General features: G+C 45.9%; 18 protein-coding genes. 1 reads left to right on the top strand and 17 read right to left on the bottom strand.

Translation table 11 applies throughout. The annotated features are described in order from the left end of the window. Nucleotides 1-106 precede the first annotated feature (106 nt). From DYADSP32_RS01090 to DYADSP32_RS01010, 17 genes are all read right to left on the bottom strand, one after another. Nucleotides 107-4,243 (bottom strand): hybrid sensor histidine kinase/response regulator transcription factor, encoded by a 4,137-nt coding sequence (locus DYADSP32_RS01090; RefSeq protein WP_149244424.1) that lies wholly within the window; start codon nt 4,241-4,243, stop codon nt 107-109. A 249-nt stretch (nt 4,244-4,492) separates the two neighbouring features. Beyond that, nucleotides 4,493-5,515 carry a PmoA family protein gene (locus DYADSP32_RS01085; protein WP_149244425.1) on the bottom strand — a complete coding sequence of 341 codons (1,023 nt, stop codon included), beginning with the start codon at nt 5,513-5,515 and terminating at the stop codon, nt 4,493-4,495. Between the two features lie 113 nt (nt 5,516-5,628). Then, the gene (locus tag DYADSP32_RS01080) at nt 5,629-6,969 is read right to left on the bottom strand and encodes a Gfo/Idh/MocA family protein (protein WP_149244426.1); all 1,341 of its coding nucleotides are present in this window, start codon (nt 6,967-6,969) and stop codon (nt 5,629-5,631) included. Nucleotides 6,970-7,072: 103 nt separating this feature from the next. Beyond that, nucleotides 7,073-8,440 (bottom strand): DUF1080 domain-containing protein, encoded by a 1,368-nt coding sequence (locus DYADSP32_RS01075; protein WP_149244427.1) that lies wholly within the window; start codon nt 8,438-8,440, stop codon nt 7,073-7,075. A 350-nt stretch (nt 8,441-8,790) separates the two neighbouring features. Further along, a complete protein-coding gene (locus DYADSP32_RS01070) occupies nt 8,791-9,633 on the bottom strand; it encodes a heparinase II/III family protein (RefSeq protein ID WP_149244428.1) in 843 nt (280 codons plus the stop codon). Then, on the bottom strand, nt 9,630-9,980 hold the full coding sequence (locus tag DYADSP32_RS01065) for a DinB family protein (RefSeq protein WP_149244429.1): 351 nt from the start codon (nt 9,978-9,980) through the stop codon (nt 9,630-9,632). Before DYADSP32_RS01065 ends, DYADSP32_RS01070 begins: the two co-directional genes overlap by 4 nt. After that, nucleotides 9,967-10,380, bottom strand: a complete 414-nt coding sequence (locus DYADSP32_RS01060; protein ID WP_414617409.1) for a DUF4345 domain-containing protein — start codon at nt 10,378-10,380, stop codon at nt 9,967-9,969. The genes DYADSP32_RS01065 and DYADSP32_RS01060 overlap by 14 nt, the downstream gene beginning before the upstream one ends. Before the next feature lie 92 nt (nt 10,381-10,472). Further along, entirely contained in the window at nt 10,473-11,054 is a 582-nt protein-coding gene (locus DYADSP32_RS01055) for a Crp/Fnr family transcriptional regulator (protein ID WP_149244430.1), read from the bottom strand. 46 nt (nt 11,055-11,100) lie between these two features. Further along, nucleotides 11,101-11,526 carry a PIN domain-containing protein gene (locus DYADSP32_RS01050; protein ID WP_149244431.1) on the bottom strand — a complete coding sequence of 142 codons (426 nt, stop codon included), beginning with the start codon at nt 11,524-11,526 and terminating at the stop codon, nt 11,101-11,103. Next, nucleotides 11,523-11,780, bottom strand: a complete 258-nt coding sequence (locus DYADSP32_RS01045) for a DUF6364 family protein (RefSeq protein ID WP_149244432.1) — start codon at nt 11,778-11,780, stop codon at nt 11,523-11,525. Before DYADSP32_RS01045 ends, DYADSP32_RS01050 begins: the two co-directional genes overlap by 4 nt. Before the next feature lie 392 nt (nt 11,781-12,172). Beyond that, nucleotides 12,173-13,084 carry a sugar phosphate isomerase/epimerase family protein gene (locus DYADSP32_RS01040; protein WP_149244433.1) on the bottom strand — a complete coding sequence of 304 codons (912 nt, stop codon included), beginning with the start codon at nt 13,082-13,084 and terminating at the stop codon, nt 12,173-12,175. A gap of 139 nt (nt 13,085-13,223) precedes the next feature. Beyond that, nucleotides 13,224-15,002, bottom strand: a complete 1,779-nt coding sequence (locus DYADSP32_RS01035) for a RagB/SusD family nutrient uptake outer membrane protein (RefSeq protein ID WP_414617408.1) — start codon at nt 15,000-15,002, stop codon at nt 13,224-13,226. A 24-nt stretch (nt 15,003-15,026) separates the two neighbouring features. Then, on the bottom strand, nt 15,027-18,266 hold the full coding sequence (locus tag DYADSP32_RS01030) for a SusC/RagA family TonB-linked outer membrane protein (protein WP_414617407.1): 3,240 nt from the start codon (nt 18,264-18,266) through the stop codon (nt 15,027-15,029). Nucleotides 18,267-18,840: 574 nt separating this feature from the next. Next, complete coding sequence (locus DYADSP32_RS01025) at nt 18,841-20,676, bottom strand: RagB/SusD family nutrient uptake outer membrane protein (RefSeq protein ID WP_149244435.1); 1,836 nt, start codon at nt 20,674-20,676, stop codon at nt 18,841-18,843. 26 nt (nt 20,677-20,702) lie between these two features. Then, entirely contained in the window at nt 20,703-23,894 is a 3,192-nt protein-coding gene (locus DYADSP32_RS01020) for a SusC/RagA family TonB-linked outer membrane protein (protein ID WP_414617406.1), read from the bottom strand. Nucleotides 23,895-24,370: 476 nt separating this feature from the next. Continuing rightward, a complete protein-coding gene (locus DYADSP32_RS01015; protein WP_149244436.1) occupies nt 24,371-25,117 on the bottom strand; it encodes a LytR/AlgR family response regulator transcription factor in 747 nt (248 codons plus the stop codon). Then, on the bottom strand, nt 25,107-26,147 hold the full coding sequence (locus DYADSP32_RS01010; protein WP_414617405.1) for a sensor histidine kinase: 1,041 nt from the start codon (nt 26,145-26,147) through the stop codon (nt 25,107-25,109). Before DYADSP32_RS01010 ends, DYADSP32_RS01015 begins: the two co-directional genes overlap by 11 nt. Nucleotides 26,148-26,408: 261 nt before the next feature. Between DYADSP32_RS01010 and DYADSP32_RS01005 the strand changes: the two genes are divergently transcribed. Continuing rightward, on the top strand, nt 26,409-26,804 hold the full coding sequence (locus DYADSP32_RS01005) for a hypothetical protein (protein WP_149244438.1): 396 nt from the start codon (nt 26,409-26,411) through the stop codon (nt 26,802-26,804). Nucleotides 26,805-26,896: the final 92 nt, after the last annotated feature.

Genomic DNA, 26,896 nt, shown 5'->3' with positions numbered 1-26,896 from the left:
AGCTAATTTTAGATCAAAAAAAATAAAGGCACTGTCAAAAACAATGCCTCTGGCAATTTTAAATAAAATATTTAATTATGGTACTATTCTAATTTAAATTTATTACTCATTTGGTGCCTGCCTCCTGTTTGCGATATTCTGTTGGCAGAATTCTGAATTCTTCCTTAAAGAGTTTTGCAAAATATTTCGGGTTATTGAACCCTACCTCATAGGCGATTTCCGCAACGGTCAGCTGGCTCTTTTCAAGCAAACTTGCTGCGCGCCGGATACGAATAATGCGGATAAATTCAACCGGCGTTTTTCCCGTAAGGGACAGAATCTTCTTGTACAGGTACACCCGGCTCATGGACATCTCGCTGCTCAGTTCTTCTACCGTGTACTCGGGATTCGCCATGTTGGCTTCCACCACTTTCAGCGCCTTACTGATGAATTGTTCATCCATGGAGCGAGCAGCAACTTCACTTGGGCGTACTTCGATATGCTGCTGGAATTGCTGTTGAAATAATTCGCGCTGTCGAATCAGGTTCCGGATACGGATCTGCAAAATGTCAAGTCTGAAAGGTTTGGTCACGTACGCATCCGCACCCGTCTGATAACCCTGAAGCTGCTGATCTTCCTCCGCTTTGGCTGTCAACAAGACGACTGGGATATGAGAAATACGGCTGTCCGTTTTAATCATCCGACAAAGTGTAATACCGTCCATCTCGGGCATCATCACATCGCTGACAATCAGGTCGGGAATGTGCTGCAGAGTAATTTCAAGTCCTGCTTTTCCGTTAGCGGCTTCGAGTATTCTAAATTCATTCTGAAGTACTTCCTTGAGATAAGCCCTGAATTCGTCATTGTCCTCCACCAGCAGTAAAAGTGGTAAATTTCTGCCCTGCTTCTCCAAAGTTACCACCAGGTCTCCTACCGGCTCCACAATGGAAACGAGCTCCTCCACCTCAGCCACAACAGGTTGCGCGGTGCCCGAGGTTAACGGTAAGGATACGATAAAGGTACTGCCCTTACCTACTTCACTTTCCACCATAATGTTGCCGCCGTGCATTTTCACATATTCTCTTGTAATAGAAAGGCCAATCCCACTTCCCTGATTAACGATATAAGCTGGCAGAGCGTGCTGATAAAATCTTTCAAAAACCCTGGTCAGCGCTTCCTGAGGTATTCCAATCCCCGAATCCGCGACACTGATCTCAAATTCATCGCTTGAAGTGCCTTCTATAATTCGAGTGTTTACGATAACTGTCCCGTTTTCCGGAGTAAATTTGAAGGCGTTGGAAAGCAGGTTGTACATGATCCTGGAAAGTTTGTCCTGGTCAAAATCCGAAAACCTGGACTCTACTTCGCTATTAAAGGTATAGCTGATGTGCTTACGCTCAGATAGATCCGAGAAGGTGTGGGCTATTTCCCGGACAAACTGAACAATATCCCCACGCTCCGGCCTGAATTCCGTTTCCTCCACTTCCAGTTTTTTGAAGTCAAGGAGCTGCGTCACCAGATTGAACAACCGTTTTGCGTTGCGATGTACCAGCGCCACCTGTTTGTGAACGGAGTGATCGGTCTGAATACTTCTAAGCAAGTTTTCCAAAGGCGTCAGCATCAGCGTCAGAGGTGTCCTGAACTCATGGCTTACATTGGTGAAGAATTTGATCTTCATCAAATCAAGCTCATGAAGCTGCTGTGCCTCTCTCCGCTCCTGCTCCAGCCGAAAGTTCATTCTTTCCCTTTCCAATAAAATCCAGCGTGCCACGGCCAGCGAACCCGCAATAGCAAGTAAATACAGCAAATAGGCAAGAGGTGTTCTCCAGAACGGTGGAGCTATCTCAATGGTCAATAGTCGTTCCCGGGAAGTTTGGCTCCCATTCAGCATTTTCACTTTGAAGGTGTATTGGCCAGGATCAAGGTTGGTGTAGGTTACTTTTCGTGAGTTGTTGTCGGCCTCAAACCATTGGTCGTTAAAACCTTCCAGGGTGTACAGGTAGTGATTCTTGTCTGCATGTAAAAAATTAAGCGCCGCAAATTCAATGGTGAAAACGTTCTGCGAATGCCGCAATTTTACTTGATCGGTTTGCGAAATAGAATTTTCCAGAACAGGTTTACCATCCAATAATTCTCCGGGCTTGATACTTTTGTTAAAAATTTGAAAATCTGTAAGTTCCACACTGGCATTTCCTGTTTGCTCTTCAATTTTTTCCGGAGAAAAAATGGTAAAGCCATTTGCTCCGCCAAACACCAGCTCGCCTGAGCGTAACCTCAAGCCCGCATTTTCATTGAAACTTCTTCCCTGCAAGCCATCCACCTCATTATATGTTCTTACACTGACCCTTTCAGGAACACTCCCTATACGCCTGATAATCCTAAAATTAACCAGTCCTTTGGGTGTGCCAATCCAGAGGTTTTGCTGCGAATCCGTCACCAATGACAAGACCGCGTTATCGGGCAGGCCATCTTCGGAGTCGAAGGTTTTGAAAAGGCCGGTTTTTTTGTCAAGCAGGTTTAATCCTTCCAGGGTGCCCACCCAGATATTATCAAGGCCGTCCTGCATGATGGCGGTAATTGCATTGCTGCTCAGGCTTCCCTTTTGGGTTAAATCCTGTTGGTAATGTACAAACCTACCGGTTGCCTTCACCAAAACATCTATTCCGAAAGCTGTACCGATCCAAATGTTCCCCTCACGGTCTTCCATGATCGCGGAAATGTAATCGGAACTGATGGAATTAGGTGTATTGGGTTTATAATGTCTGAAAGTATTCTTTTTACGGTCGAAAAGATCCAGGCCATCCCCCAGCGTGCCGACCCAGAGCCTCTTTTGTGAATCTTCAAATATTTCCCATACTCTGTCATCAATCAGGCTGGTCGAGTCCGTTGGGTTATGCAGGTACCTTTTAAAAGACTTTCCGTCAAAACTGTTAAGCCCTCCAAAGTAGGTGCCGATCCAAAGCACATCGTCGGAGTCCAAAAACAGACTCACAATCACATTATTACTTAAACTGGACAGATTGCCAGGAACATTTTTGTACTTTTTAAAACTGTTGCGAGACCGGTCATAATAGATGAGTCCACCTCCATTGGAGCCTACCCAGATATTTCCCTTTTTATCCTCAACAAATACGCTGACATCATCAAAGGGCAAACTGCTGCTTATGGAAGGCAAATGACGAAAAAAGGAGAATTTGAAGATACTTTTATGATAATTACAAAAACCCCGCTTAAAAGTGCCTGCCCATATCATGCCGGAATTATCCTTGTAGAGCGCCATTACACTGTTTTGGCTGATTGTTTTGGGATCATTGGGGTTGTAGATCAGCACAGAAACGGTCCTGGTCCTTTTGTCTACAATATTAATCCCACCATGATCTGTCCCAATCCAGGGCCGGCCGTCGGGGCCTGATACGACTGCACTGACAATGTTGTTACTCAGCTTCAATTCCTTCGATGTGGTACTTCCTTCGATGAGCCGGTTGTTGCGGGTATCAAGATAGAAAATTCCCCTCACCGCCTTCACGGTGTACACCCAGGGCTCACCATCCATATCTACAAAAACACGATGATTGAAAGAATTCCCCTCATTTCGTGCACGCAGCAGTCCACTCTGATAAACCGGTTTATGACTCTTGCCATCTATCTTCGCTAAAAAGCCATTCGTATACACGACCCAGACATTTCCGCTGGCGTCTTCATTTAAATCTGAAATAACCAGCGGTTTCCCAGCCTGATCGGTCGCGTTAAACCGGATTCGTAAAACCTTCTTTTTTGCTGTCAGATATTTGAGCAAGCCAAGGCGGTTGTGGCTTATCCAATAGTCGCCGTTTTTAGCTTTGATGATCCGGGTTAAATCTGCATCAGGGATACCCAATCGCCTGGCCGCCTGGTCCGCATCGTGATCAACACTTTCGGTTTTGGGATCATAAATATCGAAGCCTTTCGGGGTTTTGATCCATATAAAGCCTTCCGGATCTTCAAACAGTTCATTAATGTGATGATCCTCAATGGTCGTTGAATCGGCTGGGGCGTGTTTGAAAATTTTAAACGAATAACCGTCAAACCGGTTAAGCCCATCGGCAGTGCCTACCCAGACAAACCCTTGGCGGTCTTTAAGAAAACAAGTAACCTGATTATGTGAAAGCCCCTTTTCAGTACTGTATCTTGCAAATTGATACTGATCCGTCTGAGCCACCGCAGCGTTGACTGTCCCCCAACCAAGGAAAAATATCAATACCAGTCTGAAAATCCATTTTTGCATGGCAACTAAAATATACCCACCGTCAATTTAGCAACGTTTTTATTTTACTCCTTCTTTTCCTTGTCTTTTTTAAAGGCATTTTAGGATAGAAACTGGTTTAAACGAATTACCAATGGTTTCATTTCATTTCCATGACTTACCCTACATGGAAAACCGTGCCATGCAAGGTTCCTTAATTTAAAAAGCCATGGAATAACCCATGGCTTTTTAAATTTATTATACTTTTAATACTAACTACAAATATACAACCTACTTCGTTTTGCCAAAATCTGCAGCCATTCCATTGAGTGAGGCATCTGCAAGGTGCTCAGATGCCACCACCATGCGGTAACGGAATGTGGCTGATTCGCCATTTTTGATTTTGAAGTTCATCACATCCTTACCATTGCTAAAAGCCTTTTGCCCCAATGGGTTCACCGCAAACAAGCCATAGCCCCTGGCATGCCAGTAAGCAGGATAGCCCGGATTCTTTGGGTGATCAATAATGGCAATACTAATATTTTCGTCCTTGATCTTCCCGGTCAGGTTACACCAGACGGCCCGCTTAGCCCAAACATCTTCTCCTTCAATTCCGTTGCTGTTTCGGTAATTACCCGTAATTCCGGTATTATTCATCATTGGAACCTTTGTAGCGATACCGGCAGCATCCGTGAATATTTCGGGTTTATTGGAAGGAATTTCCAATTCTCTGGCTACACGAATAGCAAACATGCCATCCTTAATATCCGGCATGGCGACGTCTCCGTTTACCGCTGTCAATGTAGTGGATCGATCCATGGTGCGGGTATCTCCTTTGCCAGCAAAGGTGTAAGTGGTCACCTCCTTTAAAGTGAGCTTGCCGTCCTTATCTGTCCAGTCTGCAGTGACGGTGAGTACACCTTTGTTCTTCCCACCTTTCATGGATTTAATGCCGGTGTGGGTGATGGTGCCGTAGGCCCTCTTGGCATGATTCACTGCATTGGAATTGTTCCAGTAATCATTTCCGTTTACATCTTCATAATTCAACCATACGCCCACATGGTGCGGATGGTCCACTCGCTCACTACCACGGGGGTCAAGTGGCCACCCACGCGTAACCAACGTTCCCTTTGCGGTCATGACCGGATATAGAACCGCTTTTTTGAGAACATCGGCACCCGGATAAAAATAGGATGTGAAAGGTTTACCGTCAATAATAACATCCACCTTTTTATCCTTGGCGTTATCTACAAAATCTACCTTTTGAGCCTGTGCCAGCATGCTTATGGCGGCCATAGCAAAGGCGCCAACCATGATTCTGGTATTTTTTAAATTCACCTGATTGAAATTTAAGATTTGAAACTGAAACGGGGAGCATAAGGCAAAGCTTATTAAAGCTTCCTTATCACTCCCCGTATTTTGTGATATTAGCTTACAATAATCTCTTTACTTTTCGGATCCCAGCTTACGCGTTTTCCGGTATGTAAAGCCTGGGTCGCCATCATGTTCGCTACCGAATGGTTGAAACCTACTTTTGCAGGCGCGTTTGTTTCCTTGCGGCTACGGATGCATTCCATCCAGTTCAACATGTGCAGGGACGTCATCGGATCAGAGCCCGTGTTGGCGTCGGTGGCAATTCTATCGCCCGCTTTCAATGACATCTCCGGCAATAAATTAGCCTGCATGCCCATGCCCTTGGCATCTTTTTCTTTCAAGCCTCCTTCCGACGTGATCTTGTTGGTATCCAGGTTGATCATACCCCCATTTGAATAGTAGTATTCTTTTACGCCACCTGCTTCATTGTTGAAACGTGAGGAATAAATCACCTGAAAACCTTTGCTTTTGTCATCAAAGGGTCCGTATTCAAATGCAGCGCTGAAAGTATCGGCATTGGTGCGCCCATCTTTCCAGGTGTAAACACCACCATTGGCTACTACGTTACGAGGTGCTTCCAGTCCTGAAAACCAGTGCACCGTATCGATCTGGTGCGCCATCCACTGCCCCGGAATACCAGAAGAATATGGATAAAACAAACGGAATTCAAGATAAAAACGTGGATTCCAAGCCACTTTGGGTCTGTTCAACAAGAAACGATCCCAGTCTGTATCTTCTTTACGTATCTGCGAAACAAGCTCTTTCCTTCTCCAGCGACCCGGCTGATTAACGTTCCAGGTCATTTCCACCGTGGTGATATCGCCGAATTTACCCGACTTGATATAGTCATGAGCCGCATGGTAGTTCGGTGCGCTGCGACGCTGTGATCCTACCTGTACAATTTGCTTGGAAGCATCCACAGCCTTCATCACTGCTTTGGCATCTGCAAGTGATTCTGCAAACGGCTTTTCCACATACACATCCCGCCCGGATTTGACGGCTTCTGCACAATGCAAGGCGTGTTGAAAATCAGCAGTACTGATGATCACCGCATCCACATCCTTACGCCCAAGTAATTCTTCATTGTTACGGGCCTGTACGAATTGATTGGATGCATAACTTTTTCCTTTCATGTATTCTGCAGCTTCGGCGCGGCGACGGTTCCAGATATCGGACACCCCCATAAACTCAAAATTGAGCTTCTTGGCATGATCCCCAAAGCTCGGCGCAAGCGAACTCCGAAAACGATCGGAAAATCCAATAATCCCGACACGAACAAGGTCATTGGCTCCAATGATACGTTTGTAACTAGCCGCACTAAAAGAATTTGCACTCACAGCAACTCCGGCCGAAGCCAAAGCAGCACTTTTTATGAAGTCCCTTCTGGTGGTCATGATTAATTTAATGGTTAAGTATTAATGGTTAATTTTTAAGTGTTAATTGTCAAAGTGTCAACGGTCAATAAAACATCTCACTTCTCACATTTCACATCTTCCCCTACTGCTCTTTAATTTTCAGACTTCGGAATGAGACGTTGTCTCCATGGTCCTGCAGAAGCAAATTTCCCTTTTCCGAGAGCCCGAAACCTTCAAACTTCTTAAACTTGGATTCAGCTACCAAGTCTTTAAAAGACTGTGATCCCCGAACATACTCTACAACTTTATGATTATTTAAAAAATGTTGAACAGTTCCGTCTTTTAATACTACGATCCTTCCCTGATTCCACTCCCCTATCTTTTTGATTGATCCATTTGGTTTAGCCGACGCGATTACGTCATAAAATGATCCGATGGTACGGTTTCCGTTTTTGCCCATCTTGGCGTCGGGATGTTTCGCGTCATCAAGCACCTGAAACTCACAACCGATTCCGGATTTCCCGCCGGAGTTGAATTTCTGGTCAACGAAGTACTTCACGCCACTGTTTGCCCCTTCGGTAAGTTTAAATTCAAATTGAAATTCAAAAACTGGCCCGAAAAGCTTTTTCGTTACAAGGTCATTTCCCGTTTCGGAGCCATCGGACTTGGAAATGGTGATGGTTCCGTCATTGTAACTCCACCGTTTGGAAGGAAACTCGGTACCTCCATAAGCGCGCCACTGATCAGCAGATTTCCCGTTATATAGTTGCTTCCAACCCTGCGCTACCTCAGCAGGACTAATTGAGTTGGGTATCAGATTCACGATGCGGATATTGGCCGCAGGACTTGGTTTTAAATTCGCGGTTTTGATACGGACGTTCTTCCAGCTTACCTGTGTTCCCTCCCGGCTTTGATCTTTGCCAATTGAGTGCACCTGAAGACAAATAAAGCCTACGGGCGTCATGTCATCAATCACATGGGCTACCGGCACTCCGTTCAGAAAGGTGCGAATGGAAGTACCAATGGCCTCGATACGGTATTTATTCCATTCGTCTCGCTTAAAAGCTTTCTTTGCAGCGGGATTCAATTCCAGCGTATAAAGCCATCCTCTCCTCGCTTCATCGTAGATTCCAGCCGACCAGGCCCTATCCGCCGGGTCAATTTCCACCTGGTATCCGTGCACACGACCATTGTTATAATCGGGTTTGGATAAACTTCTGATCTGAATGCCCGAATTAAGTTTGTTATCCACTTTAACATCGCATTCAAAAATAAAATCGCCGTAATCTTTTTCCGTAGTCAAGAACGAATTTGGTGTGTCCATCACAGAGGTTCCCACGATGGCCCCATCCTTCACTTCGTATTTGGCTTTACCATTGAGCTGTTTCCAGCCTGTAAGATCTTTGCCATTGAAAAGGTTGACCCAACCGTCCTTCGACTTTTGGGCATGCGCCGCAGAAAGAGACACTAAAAAAACAATACAGGTAAGAAATTTGAAGTAACGATTCATATATTATTTGCGTGGTAGTTATATTTTTACTTGATACTTTACAATTGTATTTTAAACACACTACTCCTTGTCCTGCAATTGATCAGAACCTTATTTCAGAAAAACACTGGACAATCTTGTAAATAATTTGCTTGCAGGCGACGTACACAGTTGTCTGCCTTAATCTGAAAGACGTCACCTAAGAGGATATACCCCTACGCATTCACTTAAGGCTATCACATGATTTATGAAGAACTATGAACGTTCGCTGATGCACCCAACGAACGCAGGCGCTGCCCGGCTATTGTATATCCAAAGAATTGCAGCGTTGCAGATTTTGTCGTTTCAGTATCCAGGGGTAAAGTTTCTGCTTACTTTAGCCATTCAAAGCTTTTTGGCAGCTTGAAACCTTTTTTCAAAATAACTCCGTCCGGAATCAGGACAACACCCAGATCAGCCTTAGTACCTGCTGACAAACTGACCTCAAAGCCTACCAATGTGGTACCCGGATTGAGCGCATCATAATCATGACCGGGCTGAGTGGACCAGGTTTTAATCACTGCGCCAGTGGGCTGCAACACTTTCAGGTAAAGCTTCTTGCCATTCTGGGTCAATTCTGCAACTCCTTCGCCTGTTACTTTTACATCAGCCGAAGTGAGCATCACCCATCTTACAACCCCCGATTTATCAGCCAGGATTTCATCTTTTACCACCACATATTTCTTTTCAACGATCGCTACGCCTCTTTTTGCATTCCTCACAGCCCCTTGGTACACGTTTGTTACGTCGGCCGTGGCACTTAAAAAGTCCGATTTGTCGGTGTAAGAAATGATTGGGGCATAGCCTTCCACCCGTTGCAGTTCATTGTCAAAAGTAAGGGTACTGTGCGCGAAATTATTGTAACGATATACTTCCCAGCGCTGGCTGTTTTGTTCATTGCCCCAGAGCTTCACACCTTTGGACTCCAATGATTCATAATCCTGCATACCAAAATCCATGGACCATCGCTGCCCCAATGCGTCCATTACAAAAGAGCCCACGTCCATATGCCCATGGCTAACCGACGGAGATCCTGCTTTCAACCCGACATAAATCGCGTTGGGATCATTCCAGGAACTCCGCATCATGGCCACAGGATTTTTCCCCTTGCCAACCCATATCAATTCTTTGGGAGCGGTTACCTGATCAAATTTAAATCCGGCTCCCCAAATCATGGCAGCGCATCCACAGGTTGGTGCCGTTTCACAGCCTTTAATTTCCTTTGCCCCGATTCCGGGTCAGTGATCCTGATCAGATACCAGCCGATCCACGAACTGGTGTATGTCTGGTATGTACCCGACTGCGTGCCCTTTTCAAGTACCTCCTGTAATCGGGGCAGATAATATTGCCCGTAGCTATTCAGGTGCGCCAAACACTGCGCAATACTCCAACCACCTGTTAACGATGGCCTTTTTAATGCGTCTTCATTCATATTTTGAAAAATCCGGACTGCGTCCCGTATGGATTCTTCGGTCTGCATTTCCAGCGAAGCCAGCCACGGTATTTTGTCAAATGACTTCATTGATTAAAGAAGATTGGGGTAAATTTTGTTTTCTGACGGCCCATAACAGCGTTCCTGAGATCAAGCATAAACTCGTTTCGATCAGCAACCATTGCTGACCAAACGCCCCCAGCGCGCCCTCTGTATAAATGGTGATTACACGTGAAAGTGCATACAAACCCCATAGTAATGCCAGAAATGCCAGCGCTTTGGTCACATCATAACGCATGAGAAAGAGCAGGCTGAGGAACAAAGTTAACCCTACACCGCCGTAGGCACCGCGAATGGAACTGAAAGCGTCCGTTGAGGTCAGGTTGACTTCAACCAAGTCCATAACAGCCTGTGGATTTAAAAACGCCATGACGCTGACGGAAAGAAGAGCAAGTGCAGAGACGAGGATAAACCCCTGAGCTACAAGCATAAGTATTGATTTTTTTTGCATCATCCTGATGATTTAGTACGATACAAAATTGCAGGTAATCCACGCGCAGGTTCTTGGTATTTACCAAGATTTCAGGATTTGATGCTATTGATTAATTTACTAAAGTTAGTAGGGTCTACACTGATGTAGTTCGCTAAATACTTGTGAGGTACGACCTGCAAAATATGGGGACTGCGCTGCATAAGCTTCTTAAACTTCTCGGCCGAGGAATAACACTGCAGGTCTACCAACCGCTCCAGAACGCCGGACATTGCTCGGGTGATCCCAAGCCGGATCATGGTTTCGACCGCAGGGTGCCCCTGCATTACCGCCTGTAAGTCTGGAAAAGAGGCCCTTAAAAAAACCGATGGGGTCAAAGTTTCGTAATAGTATCGGGAAGGCTCTTGCAGCATAAAAGAATCTACCACACCTCCAAACGATGGGGCGTAAGAAAAAACCAAAGTAGCCTCCCGGCCCTGCTCGTCCAGATAATAGACGCGCTGAACACCTTCTGCCACAAAATACAGATAATCCTCTTTTTCCGACGCCAGGGTAAGCTGAACCTTTCGCCTGGCCGAAAAAGGTTGCCAGATAAGTTCCAGATCCTCCCAATCCGTGTCAGCCAGGGGATGGATGGCCTGTATAAGGGTTCTTAATTGATCCAATGGGTTCATGAAGACGCCGGTTGACGAAAAAAGCAGGTAATCAGTTACATCATTCTTAACCCTTTGCGCGTAGGGAGGCGATATACTCATCCGGGGTCATTACAGGAATAGCAGAAGCTTTAAAATCTTTCGCGTTTCTGGTGATTATCACACCACAAACAGCCTGTATTGCGCCAAAATACTGCAAGGCATCTTCAAAATCCCGGAAATTGGCATTCAGCGCTTTATCAATAATCACTTCGTTCAAATCCGAAACCTCAGAAATTACCCTAAACCTGCGGAGCTTATTTTGAGCTATTTCATAATTTTCATATTTACTTAAGAAATAATTTACCGTAGAATACGACAAAGCAGAAACGACAAGTGTCACCTTGCCCTGATCGGCAAGCGTAGCAATTTTAGCAACAGACTCGTAAAACGGTAAACGGTGAGCCAACAAATCCAACACAACATTTGTATCCAGAAACAGCCGTATGCTCATTTGTACTTCTCCTCTAAATGCTCAAAATACTGCACTTTGTAGTCGAGATCGCCAGGCATGCCGGCATTGGCAGACATACTTTTTACAAAATCAGAGATCTCAATGTCCGTATTCTCCCCTGTTCCATGGGTACTGTTGAGCGATTGAAGATATCCTTCCACAATCCCGGACAAACTTCGATGCTGAGATGCGGCGTATTCCTTGGCTTTCAGGATCACATCCCTGTCTAATTTTAAAGTGAGCTTGGTTGTCATTACGGCGGTTTTCTTTTGTACGTACAAATGTAGACAATTTGCACGTACAGCAAAAATCAGTTCGATTGTTATTAAATTTTTTGTTAAAAATTGAACAGACATCATCCAAATCGTCTCTATATCCCGATCATCACGTCAGTATAATCAGCCAACATCATCACTACCCGTTTGAAAATCATGGAGTCAAGTATTACACTCATTTTAATTGACGACAAGTCCGACAAAAGCGACATCCTGCCAAACATTTGATCCACCTTTTAGAAGAGAATGATTTGCTGCGATTTGTAAAAATGGGATTGACAAATTTCCAGTACCCTTACTTTCCAGCTATAGATACAGAGAAGTCAACTTTCCAAAAGTTGACTTCTCTGAAGAATCTCATGCCCCTTGCCCTAAACAGGATACTTCAATACCTCCGTGATATACTTCTTATTAATCTCCGCGCAGATAAGCGGTGATTTTTCCGGATCCGGCACACCGTCCAGCTCAATCACGCCCCAGCCCTTGAATTTGACCTTAGCCAAAGCAGCAAACACTGCAGGAACATCCACCCTACCCTGACCAAGTTCGACGAATTTATAACCGCCGCCATCCTTTGGCTTGGTGTCCTTGAGGTGGAGCGCATGGATAATGTCTTTGTATTTGATCACTGCGTCCTGTGGTTCCCCACCGCCCTGTTTGTAGTGGGCAATATCGAGCAGCAATTTAAGGTATCGCGGATCCATCGCCTGAACAATTACGTCCACTTCCTCAGGTGTTTCGCCCCACTGGTTCATGTGGTTGTGGTACACCGCCTGCACGCCCATGTCTGCCGTTTGTTTGCCAATCTCATTCATTACCCGGGTCAGGTTTTTCAATTCTTCGGTGGTAGGCGGGGTGCCTTTCTGGCGAAGGCTGTTGGTCATCTGAAAAGCCGTACCACCCAGGGCTTTCACAAAACTGGCATGGGCAACGTGGGTATCGACCGTACTCTGAAATTTGGCCGGGTCAACCTCCACATTGCCACTGGAAAACATGGGAAGTTTCAAATTGTGTTTGATGAGCGCCTCCTTCAGTTCGGAGACTTTGTTGCGATAGGGTCCGAATGTATTGGCACGTAGCTGAATACCTTTGAAGCCCAGAGAAGCCAGATCCGCCATCGCCTGCAGGTCTTTCCCTCCCCAGGTGATGGCAGAATAACCTATTTTAACATCACCCTTTTTGATGATTGCCTCTGCCCAGGAAGAGGTCGTGATTAACGCTCCGGCCGTCAGTGACAAATTTCTAAGGAAAAGCCTGCGATCCGGTGATTCGATGTTGTTCATGATATGTTGGTGGATATTGTCCTTTGAATTCAATTGATGTATCCTATCTGACGAATTAAAACCAGAAAAGCCCCTAGCTGGGGCCTTTCCGGTTGGGTTAATTATTGAAATGCGTGGATCCGTTTTGCCACAACAGCACCTATTGCCAGCCGGGGTTCTGCTTAATGGCCGGATTCTGCGCCAGTGAGTTAAGCGGAATTGGCCATAAATAGTGTTTACCCTCGTCAAACACAGGCACGGCCCAGTCGGTACCTTTGTATACATCAATGTAGGTTTTGCCGGAAACCGGATCTACGGAGGTTTGGATCACGGCACCCGGGTAGCGCGCAATGGCTGCCGCATCCCAGCGCATTCCCAGCGTAGGGATCAGTAATTTTTTACCTTGTTTCCAGCGTTTTACATCGTTATACCGGAATCCTTCCATAAACAGCTCCACCCGCCGTTCACGACGGATCTCAACCAACAACGGGGAGACGCCGTCTGATGTATACCGTGGATCAACCGGAATTTTGTTCAGATTCATGTGTGGCATGCCTACCCGGTCTCTCAACTTATTGATACTCATGTCCAGATCGGCCTGGGTCAATTTTCCTAGTTCCGCCATCGCTTCTGCGTAATTCAGCAGCGCTTCTCCCAACCGCAGTATAATTGCCGGCGATTCGGCCGTATCAAACGCCTTTCCGATCATGTCATCAGCGTTGTAATGTTTGATAATATGATAACCGGTCTCCGTCGTATATCCGCCTGCCATACCCACAATGCGCGGGTAAGTCCGGCCGTCGCCCAGGTGATATTTATACTTTGCGGCATCGTTGGGATGTAAAACCGTTTGCCTTAGCCTTGGATCCCGGTTTTGAAAAACATCCTCAATTTTATCATCACCCTTGTAAAGCGGCGACACGGAAATAGGTAAGCCATCCGCACACAAATAATCCTCAACCATGCTTTTGGACGCTCCTCCGGTGTATTCGAAGTACGACTGCACGTGGTTGGTAAAAACCCCGAGCTGATATTTTCTCCAGTACATCACCTCTTTGTTACCTGCGAGGTTCAGTATCCGGTGATAAGAATTATAATCTACGGCCGTGTCACCAGTAACATGCAAAGCATAGGGCCCCTTTGTCATCAATTCCTTGGCAGCATCAGCAGAAGCCTGCAGCCACTTATTCGGATCGGTTCCACCGTGGTACTTACGCCAGGTTCCTTCGAAGAGACAAACCCGGGATTTTACCAGTAATGCGCACCACCTGTTCAGTCTGCCTGGTGCATTTCCGTCTCCCCAGCTATCGGGCAAACTTGTGGCAGCAAAGTTAAGGTCGTCCAGTACCTTTTCCATGGCTGCTTCGCGGGGCGTTCTGGCCGCAAAGAGCTCCTCCGATTCTGTGTTAAGCTCCTTGTCGACCCAGGGAACATCTCCGAATTTCGTAACCTTTTCGGCATAAAACCAGCCCCGAAACAGCCTTGCCTCGGCAATATAACGATCCTTTATCGCCTGAGAAACAGCCGCTTTATTGTAGTTTGCCAGGCCCACATTGATCGCCCTGATAAAATTCCACCCTTTATAGCCAAACTGCTGTGGGTCAGAAGGAACGACATGTTTCCCTGCCCGCACCTGCTGAAAAAGGGTATGACGCGCGTGTTTAGGCGCCATATTGTCCGCAAACTCATCCTGAAACCAAAAACTCCCCCAGTTGCTGTCGAACCCCTGGTAATGGCCGTGTAAAATGGGCACGTTGTCGTCGTTTCTGGCCAGATCGTAGAGTCCGTTGTTGTAAACGCGTAAATCGTTTTCTGTATTCCAGAATGTTTCGTTGGTGATCCGGTCGAGCGGATAACGTTCCAGGAATTCATCATTGCAGCCATTGAAAAGAAGAATGACCGACAACACCCAACAGAATTTGATGATATAATTTTTCATTTTGATTTTCATTTTCCCGGTTGATTAAAATGACACGTTCAGCCCTAAGGTCATGATCCGCTGCATGGGATACTCAATGGCATCGGATTGGATCGTTTCCGGATCCAGAGGCTTGCGCATTTTGGTAAACTCCCACAGGTTCATCCCGGTTGCAAAAACCTGAGCTCTCCCCAGACCAATCTTTTTGATCAGATCCTGCGGCAGATCGTAGCTCAAATTGATGTTTTTCAACCGTACGTAAGATGCTTTCTGAAGAAACCTCGACTGGGTCTGGATATTCTTTTTATCGTTCGTTGAAATGTGAGGAGCAGCAAAATAAGCATCCCGGTTGGTTTCACTCCACGAGTCGGCGATGTAGTACTTCTCCACATGTCCGGCGTTGAAAGGGAAAAACCAGGTCCAGTTACCGGAAGTTGGCCAATGGTCTTTCTTGCCAATCCCCTGAAAAAATGCAGTCAGTCTGAAATTCTTATAACCAATACCCCCATTGAGTCCAAAGGTGTACCGGGGTGTAGTATTACCGATAATTTTCCGGTCTCCGGGATTAGCCAGCGTATTGTTACCCTGATTGATAACTCCATCGCCGTTCAAATCGGCATATTGGATATCACCGGGCCGCCAGTTGGCGCCAATGCTATTTTGCTTTGGAGCCTGGGCTATTTCATCGGCCGTTTGAAAAATGCCCACAGTTTCAAAACCCCAAATTTCACCCAGTTTCTGTCCTACATAATAGTTACCTATTGCACCTTTAGGATTGTTAAACTTGGTGATCTCGGCGGTCCAGTCCGAAAGTGCCAGGGTGATGTCATATGTCCAGTTGGTCTTAATTTTATCACGCCATGTCAGGGCCAGCTCCCAACCCTTGGTTCTCAGGTCTGCCGCATTTTCCTTCGGAGCGGCCGTACCCAGAATGTCGGGATAGGTCACATCCATCAGCATGTCTTTTGTGTCCCGGGTAAACAAATCAAACGATGCATCCAGACGCCCTTTCATCATGGTGAAATCGAGACCCACGTTTTTGGAAATCACCGTCTCCCAGGTCAGCGTGGGGCTCACCAGGCCTGCCGGTGTAACAATCGGAATGGCGGCATTACTAAACATGTAGGGCGACTGTCCGGAACCCATCGTAGCCACATAAGGGTACAGGATCTGGTTGCGATTCGCATCCATAATGATCTGATTTCCCAGTGTGCCGTAAGATGCCCGCACCTTCAGATTATCCAGCCAGGAGCTGGTACCGGACATGAAATTCTCATTGCTGATCCGCCAGCCTGCCGAAAATGAGGGAAAGAAACCAAACCGACTGTCTTTGGGAAACCGGGAAGTGCCATCATAGCGACCGTTGAGTTCGATCAGATAACGCTCTTTATAATTGTAATTCAACCGGTAAAAAGCACCACGCAGTGCAACGTGTGATTTCCCCCCGAAGGTCTGCTGCACACCGGTGGTGGCGTTGATATCGGTAATCTTTGGCGTTATCAGTCCCCTTGCCTGCGCACCCACATATCTGTTGGTCCCACGTTCCTGGTTGAAACCAACCATCGCAGTGAGGTTATGGTTCACTGACAAGGGCACCCGATATTCCGCAAATGCATTCAGTACATAATACTGGTTAAAATTGTTCTCGTTTCTGATCCAGTCGTCGCCACTGAACCCGTTGCTGATCAGGTTGGCAGCCAGCAGGTTGGCATCTACAATCTCCACTTTACTCTGCACATCTTCATAGATACGGTTGAAAATATTGTAAGAAAAGTCTGCACGGATTTTAAGGCCTTTCAACGGAGTCAACGTCGCACCCTGGGTAAACCACATATCGTTATTGGTGTATTTTGTGCGGCCTCCGTCGAGCAGGTAGGGGAAAAAGTTGGTTCCTCCGAAATACTTGCCAATGTAGGGCGCATACTTTTCCCGGTCGCCCTGCGTCACATAAAATGGCAGGTCAGGAAACTGAATGGGCATAATGGGCGGTACACGTGCAAGCGAATTGATATTTACATCCCAGTTGTAAAAGTGAGGCTTGTCGCTGAACTGGGAATTGAAGATCACTTTTTCATCCAGGCTCAGCCAGTCATTAATTTTAAAGTCGGCCTTTAACAGGATGTTATATCTTTTGAATTTTTCATTTTTCGAATCTTCGCGCAGATAACCGTCTTTGGTGAAATAACCGAGCGATGCAAAGAACCTGGACTTCTCATTCCCTCCCGAAATGGACAGGTCCTGCTGGCTGGTCGGCGCATAGTCGGTCATGATCTGATCCTGATAATTATTAAACCCATAGAATCGAAGGGCACCGTTCAGTACTTTCCATTGCGGGGCTGTGGCAGGGTTTTCGGAATAGGCCTTTGTGCCGGCCACCATGTCTGCATCGTAGCTGGGCACACCGCTGGTGCGCACATTGGCTATGTTCCGCGCCGTAACAAATTCGTAGGGATCTGTCACCACGTCCATATTGAATATGGGCTTTGCCAAAGAAAACTGCGAACCGAAATTCACACTTACCTTGCCCGATTTCCCTGATTTTGTAGTCACCAATACCACCCCAAAAGCAGCCCTTGCTCCATATACGGCGGCGGCAGACGCATCTTTAAGCACACTGATGCTTTCAATGTCGTTTGGATTCAATCGGTTAAGATCCATGGGTACATTGTCTACCAGGATAAGCGGCGCTCCCCCGTTGATGGACTCGTAACCGCGGATGTTGAAAGTAATGGCCGCCGAGGGGTCTCCGTTTCTTACATTCACGTTCAGATTGGGGATTACACCCTGAAGCCCTTCTCCGGCAGATGCAATGGGGCGATTCTGAAGACGTTTGCTGTCCGCTACGCCAACGGCCCCGGTGAGGTTCACTTTTTCCTGGGTACCATACCCCACTACAACCACCTCTTCCAGCGTTTTAAGGTCGGGCGACATCACCACATCCAGGAGGCTCGCATTGCCAATCGGCATTTCCTGGGTGAGGAATCCAACAGCCGAAAACACCAGTACATCACTACCGGTTTTAACGTTGATCTCGTATTTTCCTTCTACATCGGTGGTGGTTCCGACGGTAGTTCCTTTCACTACAACCGTCACACCGGGAATAACCATGTTATCATCCTTCGATGAAACTTTGCCCTTAATCGTCTTGTCTGTAGGAGCGGGCCTTTCTGTTGCAACCGGCTTGCCGGCTACGTTAGCGGACGCAAATGCGGGGTTAAAAAGTGCAGCAAGAAGCATGCACCCCGTCGTCATTCGCAGGAGCGGATTGGTAAATGTTTTTCTCATTGAGTGTAGGTTAAAAAATTACAAACTGAAACAACAACAAAAGTCCAGTAATATAAAAATAACCACACAAAAATGCAACATTTTAATTTTCACGTACTTGGGTCGGAATTTAACGGGACCAGTGAACCATAAGAAATGCCGAATTCCAGAGAACGGAGTAGACCCTACGCAGGTTAAAATGTCAATGATAGTTACTATTTTACTGGTGAAACAGACTTTGGATTTTTAACTCATATTGGTGAGAGGATTTGACCAACTGGCGGGAGTGGTTGCTCGTTTGTGGGGCAAATATGAAGGCGTATGGTTTAAGTGATTTTGACAGTCGTTTGGTTTTTCAATTTGATTCTAATTTATAAAATTCTGATAATGAGGCTATATTCAGTGCTAGTATTGGGTCTGTGAAGACACAGACCACGGTTGAGTATGGAATTAGGCCAAACATATTTATCTTCTTGTTCATTTGTAGTACAAAAACCAGACTTTGCTTCCCGCTAAGCCGTAATTCTTAGTTGCCCAATATCAAAAAAAGATCCCAATGCCGGGATCTTTTTTTGATAGCGCAATTTTCTCAAGCCTACTCCTTCGGTATTTCAGTCAACGCTGGTATGTTGTTCTGGAACCCGTTGTAGCCTTTGTTTTGATTGATGACGGCACCTGTGTTACCGTCAATCGTTGGCTGAGGAATAGGCCACAAAACATGGTATGGGCTCATTGTATACTCATCCGCATGGCGCGTCAGCACCTTCTTATTGTAGAAATCCGTCTTTTCCATGATGCGATCATAGAAATAGTTGTTTTCGGAGAAGGTTGCCATGCTGTACGTTTTGCCGTTTGGTGCAGGCTTGCCCGTCATGGCGAAGATGTATGCGATACGCGTAAGCTCCGTTTTTCGGGGCTCTTCCAAATAAAGTTCACGGGCTCTTTCATCCAAAACGGTGTTAATGTTAATTTTCGAAGCATCGTAGGGATCACACTTGGCACGTGTTCTTACCGCATTGATATCTTTGGCCGCATTTACCAGATCGCCTTTCCACACGTATGCTTCTGCTCTCAATAAATACGTTTCTGCCAGGCGGAAGACGTACCAATCGGTGTTACCACCCTGTGGCTGAACTCTTTGCGGATCTTCAATATAGAGTTTGTAATTCGGCCACTCAAACCAGCACCGTATTGTATCAATCGTCAACACCGCTCCGGCGGCATTTCTGAACTGCAACGGTTTGCCATAATACGGATCATTGGCTGTTTTCAGGGCTGGATTATTGTAAAGAATATCCTCCATGCGCATCCAGTTACCGGGTGCATGTCGCAGATCCTTTTTGTCGTCCCAGATAAGCTTCTGAGAATAATTGGTAGGACGGATCCGGCCAATTCCCCTGCCCAAAGACGTTACCTGGTCAATTTCAATACCATACGTATCTATGGTCCCCCGAATACCCGAAGGCGTATTGATATTGCTAAACCAAAAAGGAACCGTATTCCGCATGATTTGGATACCCGTTTCAACGTTCCCTTCAATCGCCAGGCGATCGATCACCATCATTAAACCCTCCGTGTTTGCTCCTATTGACTTATTCGCCGGGCGGTGTAAATCCCAGATCACGTTACGATTGGCATTGCCTGCATCCACCCCGAACCTGTTCACCATCAGCTTATGCTGTGTTCCATCAATCACATTGCTTGCTGATTTGATCGCGTCGTCAAATAACCCAAGCGCCAGATTGATCTTTGTAAGCAAATGACTCACCGAACCTCGGTTTACCGAACCTTTATCCGTTACGATAGGCACCCATTTTTCGGCAAATTCAAGATCTTCCTTCATCTTTTTCAAAATCACCTCTCTTTTGGTGGTCTGAAAGTCCAGTTTGGGTGTAATAATGTCCGTCAGAATCAGGGGAACATCGCCAAACTGCTGCGTGAGCCGATAGTATCGGTAGGCACGATGAAAATAAGCAGCTCCAAGGATTTCATTTTTTTCCTGCTCGTTTTTGTAAGTGGGTTCATCGATGCGGGTAATGCAGGTATTGGCATATTTTATCCCTTTATAACCTTCGATCCAGTACCAACCAATTTTATTGTAATCACCATGATTTAGTTGTGCATCTGGTGTGATCAGCAGATTGAGATTTTGCGCAGGACCAGATTTGTCCGTGGTGCCCTCTACTGCAATATCCGAAAAAAGTGCCTCGGTACCAATTGGCGGAGAGTCTCCAAACCATTCGATCCGCATATTCCGTTCACAGGCCACCAACGTTGCCCTAATTCCAGCTGCATCCTTAAATGTGTTTTCTGGGGCGTAAAAAGAAAGCGGTTCTGGTATCAGCCAGTTTTCCTTGCAGCCGGCGAGCGTGAGACCAGCCGCAACGAAAGCAAGAGAAAGTATTTTTTTTGTTCTATATGTTGTGTTCATATCCAAATCAATTTAACATTTGAGTACTACAAAGTAATATCCAGTCCCATGGTGAAAATACGCGGACTTGGTACAGAATAGGTAAGGTTGGCCATGGTGGCGTTATTCGTGCCGTTTTCAGGATCCCAGAATTTCCAGTTCGAAATAAAGCCCAGGTTGCGGACGTTGGCATAAATTTTCAAATTCTGAATGCTGATTCTTTGCACTAGATTTTTGGGAACTGTATAACCCAGTGCTAAACTTTCGAACCGCAGGAATGATTTGCTTTGGTACACACTGTAACCAGTGGCAGATCCTTCACTGGAATACAACCTTGCCCATTCATTGTTCCTGTTTTCGGCGGTCCAGTATGGAAACACAAACGAACTACTCCGGTCCGGAAAACCAGGCCTGTTCTTCATCTGATTAAATTCTCCTTTTTGACCCACATAGGAATACATCATACAGGACACATCAAAATTCTTGAATAACTTAAACTCGTTGCGCCAGGTAAATCGGGCACGGGGAGAAGTGAAGCCCTGAAAAACCTTGTCGTCATTCGTAAATTTACCATCGTTGTTAACATCCAGGATTTTGTGATCACCGGGCCGCACACCGTATTTTGCCGCAGCATCTGCTTCCTCGGTCTGCCACACGCCGATAACCTTGTAATTCCAAATCTCGTCAATGGCGTGTCCGATAAACCAGCGGTTTGTTACATCATCAGCCTCCCTTTCACCAATTACATTGCCCGATGCATCTTTTATTTTTACCATGTTTCCATATAGACTCACGATCTTGTTGCGGTTCATCTGAAAATTGAGTGTCGACCGCCAGGAGAAATTGTCACGTTTCATCAGGTTGGCATTTAAGTTCAGCTCAATTCCCTTGTTATCCACCTGGCCCAGGTTATCCAGTACGGAGGAGTATCCCCCAATGTCAGGCAAGGCACGATTAACCAGGAGGTCCTTGGTCGACGACTTATAAAGTTCAAGGCTACCATCCAATAGATTATTGAAAAACGAGAAGTCAAAACCCAGGTTGAAGGAATTTGTCAATTCCCATTTAAGGTTGGCATTTTGCATCCGGTTCACATAAAGCTGGCTTACCTGATACACCCCACCCGCAGCGTTTACGTGTAGATATTTCCCTGTTGACAAATCAGAAAGTGCCAGGTACCGCCCAATGTCCCTGTTGCCGTTGTTTCCATAAGAAACACGTAGCTTACCATAGTTAAACCAACTGCTTTTGAAGAATGGTTCATCCGTAAATACCCATCCCAAGGCTGCCGAAGAGAACAACGCACGAGGGTTTTTCTGGCCAAACGCCGAGTATCCATCCCTCCGGGTTGAAACGGTCAACATGTACCTTTCCTTGAATGTGTAGTACAAACGGGCCATTAAGGCATCCGCTGTGCTGGTTTCATCATTACTCCACATGATCGGTGCGTTTCCGGCACCAATGTTATGATACCCCAACACATCACTAGGCGCAAATCCCTTATTGGAAACACTATCATCCCAGCTCCTGAACCGCTCAGCATTTGCCAGCAGTGTAACGTCGAAGCTATGATCTTTTGCGATTGTTTTATTCCATTTAAGAATATTATCCACCTGCCAGCTCAACGTTCTCGTGTTTCTCCGGGAAGCACGTCCACCTTCTGCAGCCCACTCCGAATGTTTTGAAGATTCAGCGTTGTATCGGTGGTAATCTTCGTAGCGAGGCGTAAAGTTGGTCTGGAAACTGAAACCTAATGGAAGCGTCACCTTAGCAAAAAGAACGTTATTCAGAGTAATTGATCCTTTGTCACGCTTTGTGTGGCTTGGCGCGTAATAGGGGTGATTTCCACCACTTGCCTCTTCATTGGGGCGCCATTTATAAGTGCCGTCTGCGTTGAATTCAGATCCCCAGGGCGAAAGATTGGGTGCCAGGTCAAAGTTAACCGGTATTTGACTTTCATCCCGGTCGGCAAACTGTGTATTGATACCAAGACTCAAAAATTTGTTAACCTTGCCCTCCACGTTCAGCCGTCCCCGGAAAGTGTTATACGCATCGCCGTGTACGATTCCTTTGTTGTTTAAATAACCCAGGGACATGTAATAGGAGACCTTATCATTTTTCCCTGAAAGACTCACGTTATGATCCTGACGCAGTCCCCTTTCATAAATTTTGGAATACCAGTCAACACTCCTTCCATCCAGGTAATTTTGAATTTCAACCGATTGCATATTGAGGCGTGTTAACCAAACCCGTGTAGGATCTCCGGTAGAACCATCAAATGCAAGCCATTGCGCAAGCGTCACATCGGAGGGGAGATTATTGGGGTTGGTGAAGCGACTCGGCTGAGCCGTGAGGTTAATATTGCGCATTACTTCCTGCCGCCATGTAACAAAACCATCGGGACTAAGCACAGGTTGATTTTTTGCAACCTCAGCAAAGCCAAAACTGGTGTTGACATTGATTAATGTTTTTCCATCTTTCCCTTTTTTAGTGGTTACAAGAATAACTCCGCTGGCAGCCTTTGCTCCAAAAACAGCAGCTGAGCTTGCATCCTTTAATACATCAATCGTCTCGATGTCATTCGGATTAATGTCCTCCAACCCTCCGTAATAGATGGCTCCGTCCAATACAACGAGTGGACTGGTACCCGCAGCCAGTGAATTGGTACCACGTACACCAACGTTTCCTCCTCCCTTAGCAGATGCAGAAAACCCTACGTTCATCCCGGGTATATTTCCACGAAGTACATCCTGAACAGACTGGGGATTTTCGTTATCCAGTTTTGTAGCATTTACTTGAGAAACAGCTCCGGTAAGATCGCGTTTCTTAACAGTACCATACCCTACAACCACAACCTCGTCCAGTGTTTTCTGGTCTGTGGATAGGGATATGTCAAGCATACTGGCATTGCCTACCGCCCTTTCCTGGGTGAGAAATCCTACCGCCGAAAAGACCAGAATGTCGTTGCCTGATTTAATGTCAATCTCATACTTGCCATCAGCGTCCGTGGTGGTCCCGGTGGTGGTGCCCTTCACAACCACCGTTACACCGGGGATAGCTGTGTTGTCTTCTTTGGATGAGACCTTACCCTTAATGGTCTTGTCTACCAAAGTTCGCTTGGCGATGGAAACCGGATTACCGGCAGCGTGGGCAGAGGCAAATGTGGGTGGTAATAGCAATGCGAGCAGCATGCATACCGAAGTCATTTGCAAAAACGGATAAGTAAATCGTTTTCTCATTTAACGTAGGTTAGTGTAAATGTAAATAAGTCGGTCAAATCACACCAGGTGATATCAATAAACCCCGACGAAGTTGTACTCATCACTCCCTTACATGTAAATTGTTACAATTTTTATCAGAATATTAAAATAGCAAGATTAACGGTCCGTTTTGAAGGAAAGAATTGAATTATAACAATAAAAATATTTTTTATAAACTTTTGATCACCCAATTCATTGGGGTCCTTGTTGTTGGAGGGCGTTCGTCTGATGATTTTCTCTGTGTTCTCCACACTTCTGAACGACCGGACCGTGTCCCGGTTCATGGCACGGCCAGCGGGGTAGTAAGCCATTTAACCTTTCGGATGAGGCGCTGTTAAAGAAGGCATTGGTTTAATCCATTTCAACGGAAAATGAGTCCCTTTCTGCTGATTACGCTGCAAGGTGGCTCACTCGCATGTGATTACTATTGAACAGCTGCCGTAAATCCGGCGTCATCAAAACAGCTGATTCCTGTTCACCAGGTTCATGAAAACTTCCCGGTAACTTTTGCTGACGGGTATTTCCTTTCCTTTAAGATAAATTGTATTTCCCTGAATGGTCTCAATTTTTGAAAAATTGACAATGTACGAGCGGTGGACCCGGATGAATAGTCGGGCTGGCAACTGCGCTTCCATTTTGCCTAGGGGTACCAATGTCATGATTTTATCTTTTCCTGCGAAAATTAAAATGTATTCGCCATAGGCTTCGATGTAATCGATATCGCTGAAATGAAGCTTATAGATTCTGAAATCCGACTTGACAAAAATGAAGTCCTCAGCAGCGGCTGGCCCTGCGGAAATCGGCTGATCTGATAATCCATCGTATTTGTGACCGCCCGGGATATTGCTGATGTGCCCAATGGCGCGGGTGGCCGCCTGAAAAAATCTTTCGAATGAAATGGGCTTTACGAGATAATCCAGCACAGCCAGTTCAAAGCCTTTGATGGCATACTCGGTGTAGGCCGTTGTGAAAATGGTGACCGGCTTATGTGTAAGCGACTGTAAGAAAGCAATCCCGGTCAGTTCCGGCATTTGTATGTCCAGAAACATCAGATCAACCTGCTGGCTTTGTAAAACAACCTGTGCCTCCAGGGCATTTGCACAGGAACCAACCAAAGTCAGTGTCGGAATTTTGGCGATGTAATCGCAAAGCAGCCGCCTTGCGAGCTGCTCATCATCGACAACCAGACAGCTAATTTTCATGGACAGGCAGGTTTAGAGATATCTGGTAGTTATCAGGCGTGTCGGTGATTTTCAGATCAAACTGGTTTCCATAAATCAGGTGAAGTCGTTTTCGCGTATTGGCAAGCCCGATTCCGCCCTGCTCCTGAACAACCTTCTCCCTTTTCTTTTTTGTATTTGTACAAATAAAATGAACAATTCCCGCGCTGTCGACAGTAAGTTTGATATCGATAAAACCCTCTGCATTAAAATCCAGATCCGAATGTTTAAAACTGTTTTCTACAAAACCAAGTAGCAGCAGCGGAGCGATCAGGTGATCAGGCCTTATACCTGCTGTTTCAAGGTTTATTCGTTTTGCAAAAGCATCCGACTTTAATTTCTGCATTTCAATGATGTTTTCCAAAAATGTCACTTCTTTTTCCAGAGGTACTTTTTCATTCTGACATTCATGTAACATGTACCTCAAAAGCGCCGACAGCTTCATGATCATGGGCGCCGCGTTATCCTCTTTCAGATATGCCAGCGTGTAAATGTTGTTGAGGGTATTGAATAAAAAATGCGGGTTGATCTGGTTCCGGAGTGCTTCCAGCTCGGTTTCCAGCTGCTTTTTTGCCAGTTCAGACTGGCGTTGCAGGGCCTGAAAGCGGTCCACGGCAAATTTATAGGCTGCGCTGATGATCAGCACGAGGATCAAAAAGAGATAGATTCTGCCAAACTGGAATGCCCGGGGAAAACGTATTTTTCGTCCCCATGAGCTGGTCTGAAGGTATGGCTCGATCAGGGAAAGATGAGCCTTTGTGAATACGAAGAGTATCAGCAAGGCGAGGATTACGTATGCGGTGTACTTCCTTTTTTCAAAAAAATCCGGGATCAGGAAACGGATGTTCGTGTAAGCGACCGCCGATTGGATACCCACATTAACGGTTGCTCCCCAGACAGCCTTGTCGAACTGCTGGAAGCTGGATAACATCAGGAGCCACAACATCCAGTAGCCCATCCAAAGCAGATAAGGATTGAGCGCTTGCTGTTTTATTTTTGAAAAACCGATCATCACGGGGCGATTATTTTGCAATGGTAAACGAAAAGTATCAAAGTCAGAAAGTTTCCCTGCGAACATCTGGTTTCCTCCTGTGAATGCGTTGCTTTTACCGGCAGACGGATTGGAGCAGTTTTAAAATCCATTTACCGGCAAAAACAATGCATTCGTTTGGTAAACAGGTTGATCGGAAGAAAATGTTTTTTGGCAGGAAAGCTTATTTGTTGTTTTGGATCGTCAGATAACAAGTTCAAAAATCAATTAAGTGTATCAACCATGAAAAAAGCAAAGACAACAATTACTGGTGTTTTCTCTTTGATGCTGGCGGCAACCAGCGCATTTGCACAAAGCGGAATAAAGCAGATGCCAGCGGAACAGCGGGCCGAATTACTAACCCACCGAATGGCTACATCCCTGAAACTGGATTCAGCACAAAAAGAAAAGGTTAGCCGGATCAACCTGAAATATGCGCAAAAAATGGATCCGGTTATCCAGGGAACAGGAAGTAAAATGTCCCGGTTTAAGGCATTCCGGTCGATCAGCAGCGAAAAGGAAGCAGAGCTGAAAAGTGTACTTACGAAGGAGCAATTCGCACAGTTTCAGCAACAACAGCAGGAAATGAAGGACGAGCTGAGGGTTAGACGAAATTCTGGCGAACCTCAGAAAAACTAAATCCAGCCATACGAGATCCACGGAGTGAAGCGCAGTCGGGGCGGAATCATTTTGCCTGTTTTGAAAATATCAAAAAAACCTAAACGTATAAA

It is taken from the genome of Dyadobacter sp. 32 (genome assembly GCF_902506755.1).
Lineage (GTDB): Bacteria > Bacteroidota > Bacteroidia > Cytophagales > Spirosomataceae > Dyadobacter.
The sequence above is the reverse complement of the archived record's forward strand: the minus strand, read 5'-3'. Positions and strand labels throughout refer to the sequence as shown.

Coding starts and splice junctions, on each gene's coding strand:
- DYADSP32_RS01090 (WP_149244424.1), bottom strand. CDS start 4,243: ATGCAAAAATGGATTTTCAGACTGGTATTGATATTTTTCCTTGGTTGG.
- DYADSP32_RS01085 (WP_149244425.1), bottom strand. CDS start 5,515: ATGGTTGGCGCCTTTGCTATGGCCGCCATAAGCATGCTGGCACAGGCT.
- DYADSP32_RS01080 (WP_149244426.1), bottom strand. CDS start 6,969: ATGACCACCAGAAGGGACTTCATAAAAAGTGCTGCTTTGGCTTCGGCC.
- DYADSP32_RS01075 (WP_149244427.1), bottom strand. CDS start 8,440: ATGAATCGTTACTTCAAATTTCTTACCTGTATTGTTTTTTTAGTGTCT.
- DYADSP32_RS01070 (WP_149244428.1), bottom strand. CDS start 9,633: ATGATTTGGGGAGCCGGATTTAAATTTGATCAGGTAACCGCTCCCAAA.
- DYADSP32_RS01065 (WP_149244429.1), bottom strand. CDS start 9,980: ATGAAGTCATTTGACAAAATACCGTGGCTGGCTTCGCTGGAAATGCAG.
- DYADSP32_RS01060 (WP_414617409.1), bottom strand. CDS start 10,380: ATGCTTGTAGCTCAGGGGTTTATCCTCGTCTCTGCACTTGCTCTTCTT.
- DYADSP32_RS01055 (WP_149244430.1), bottom strand. CDS start 11,054: ATGAACCCATTGGATCAATTAAGAACCCTTATACAGGCCATCCATCCC.
- DYADSP32_RS01050 (WP_149244431.1), bottom strand. CDS start 11,526: ATGAGCATACGGCTGTTTCTGGATACAAATGTTGTGTTGGATTTGTTG.
- DYADSP32_RS01045 (WP_149244432.1), bottom strand. CDS start 11,780: ATGACAACCAAGCTCACTTTAAAATTAGACAGGGATGTGATCCTGAAA.
- DYADSP32_RS01040 (WP_149244433.1), bottom strand. CDS start 13,084: ATGAACAACATCGAATCACCGGATCGCAGGCTTTTCCTTAGAAATTTG.
- DYADSP32_RS01035 (WP_414617408.1), bottom strand. CDS start 15,002: ATGAAAAATTATATCATCAAATTCTGTTGGGTGTTGTCGGTCATTCTT.
- DYADSP32_RS01030 (WP_414617407.1), bottom strand. CDS start 18,266: ATGAGAAAAACATTTACCAATCCGCTCCTGCGAATGACGACGGGGTGC.
- DYADSP32_RS01025 (WP_149244435.1), bottom strand. CDS start 20,676: ATGAACACAACATATAGAACAAAAAAAATACTTTCTCTTGCTTTCGTT.
- DYADSP32_RS01020 (WP_414617406.1), bottom strand. CDS start 23,894: ATGAGAAAACGATTTACTTATCCGTTTTTGCAAATGACTTCGGTATGC.
- DYADSP32_RS01015 (WP_149244436.1), bottom strand. CDS start 25,117: ATGAAAATTAGCTGTCTGGTTGTCGATGATGAGCAGCTCGCAAGGCGG.
- DYADSP32_RS01010 (WP_414617405.1), bottom strand. CDS start 26,147: ATGATCGGTTTTTCAAAAATAAAACAGCAAGCGCTCAATCCTTATCTG.
- DYADSP32_RS01005 (WP_149244438.1), top strand. CDS start 26,409: ATGAAAAAAGCAAAGACAACAATTACTGGTGTTTTCTCTTTGATGCTG.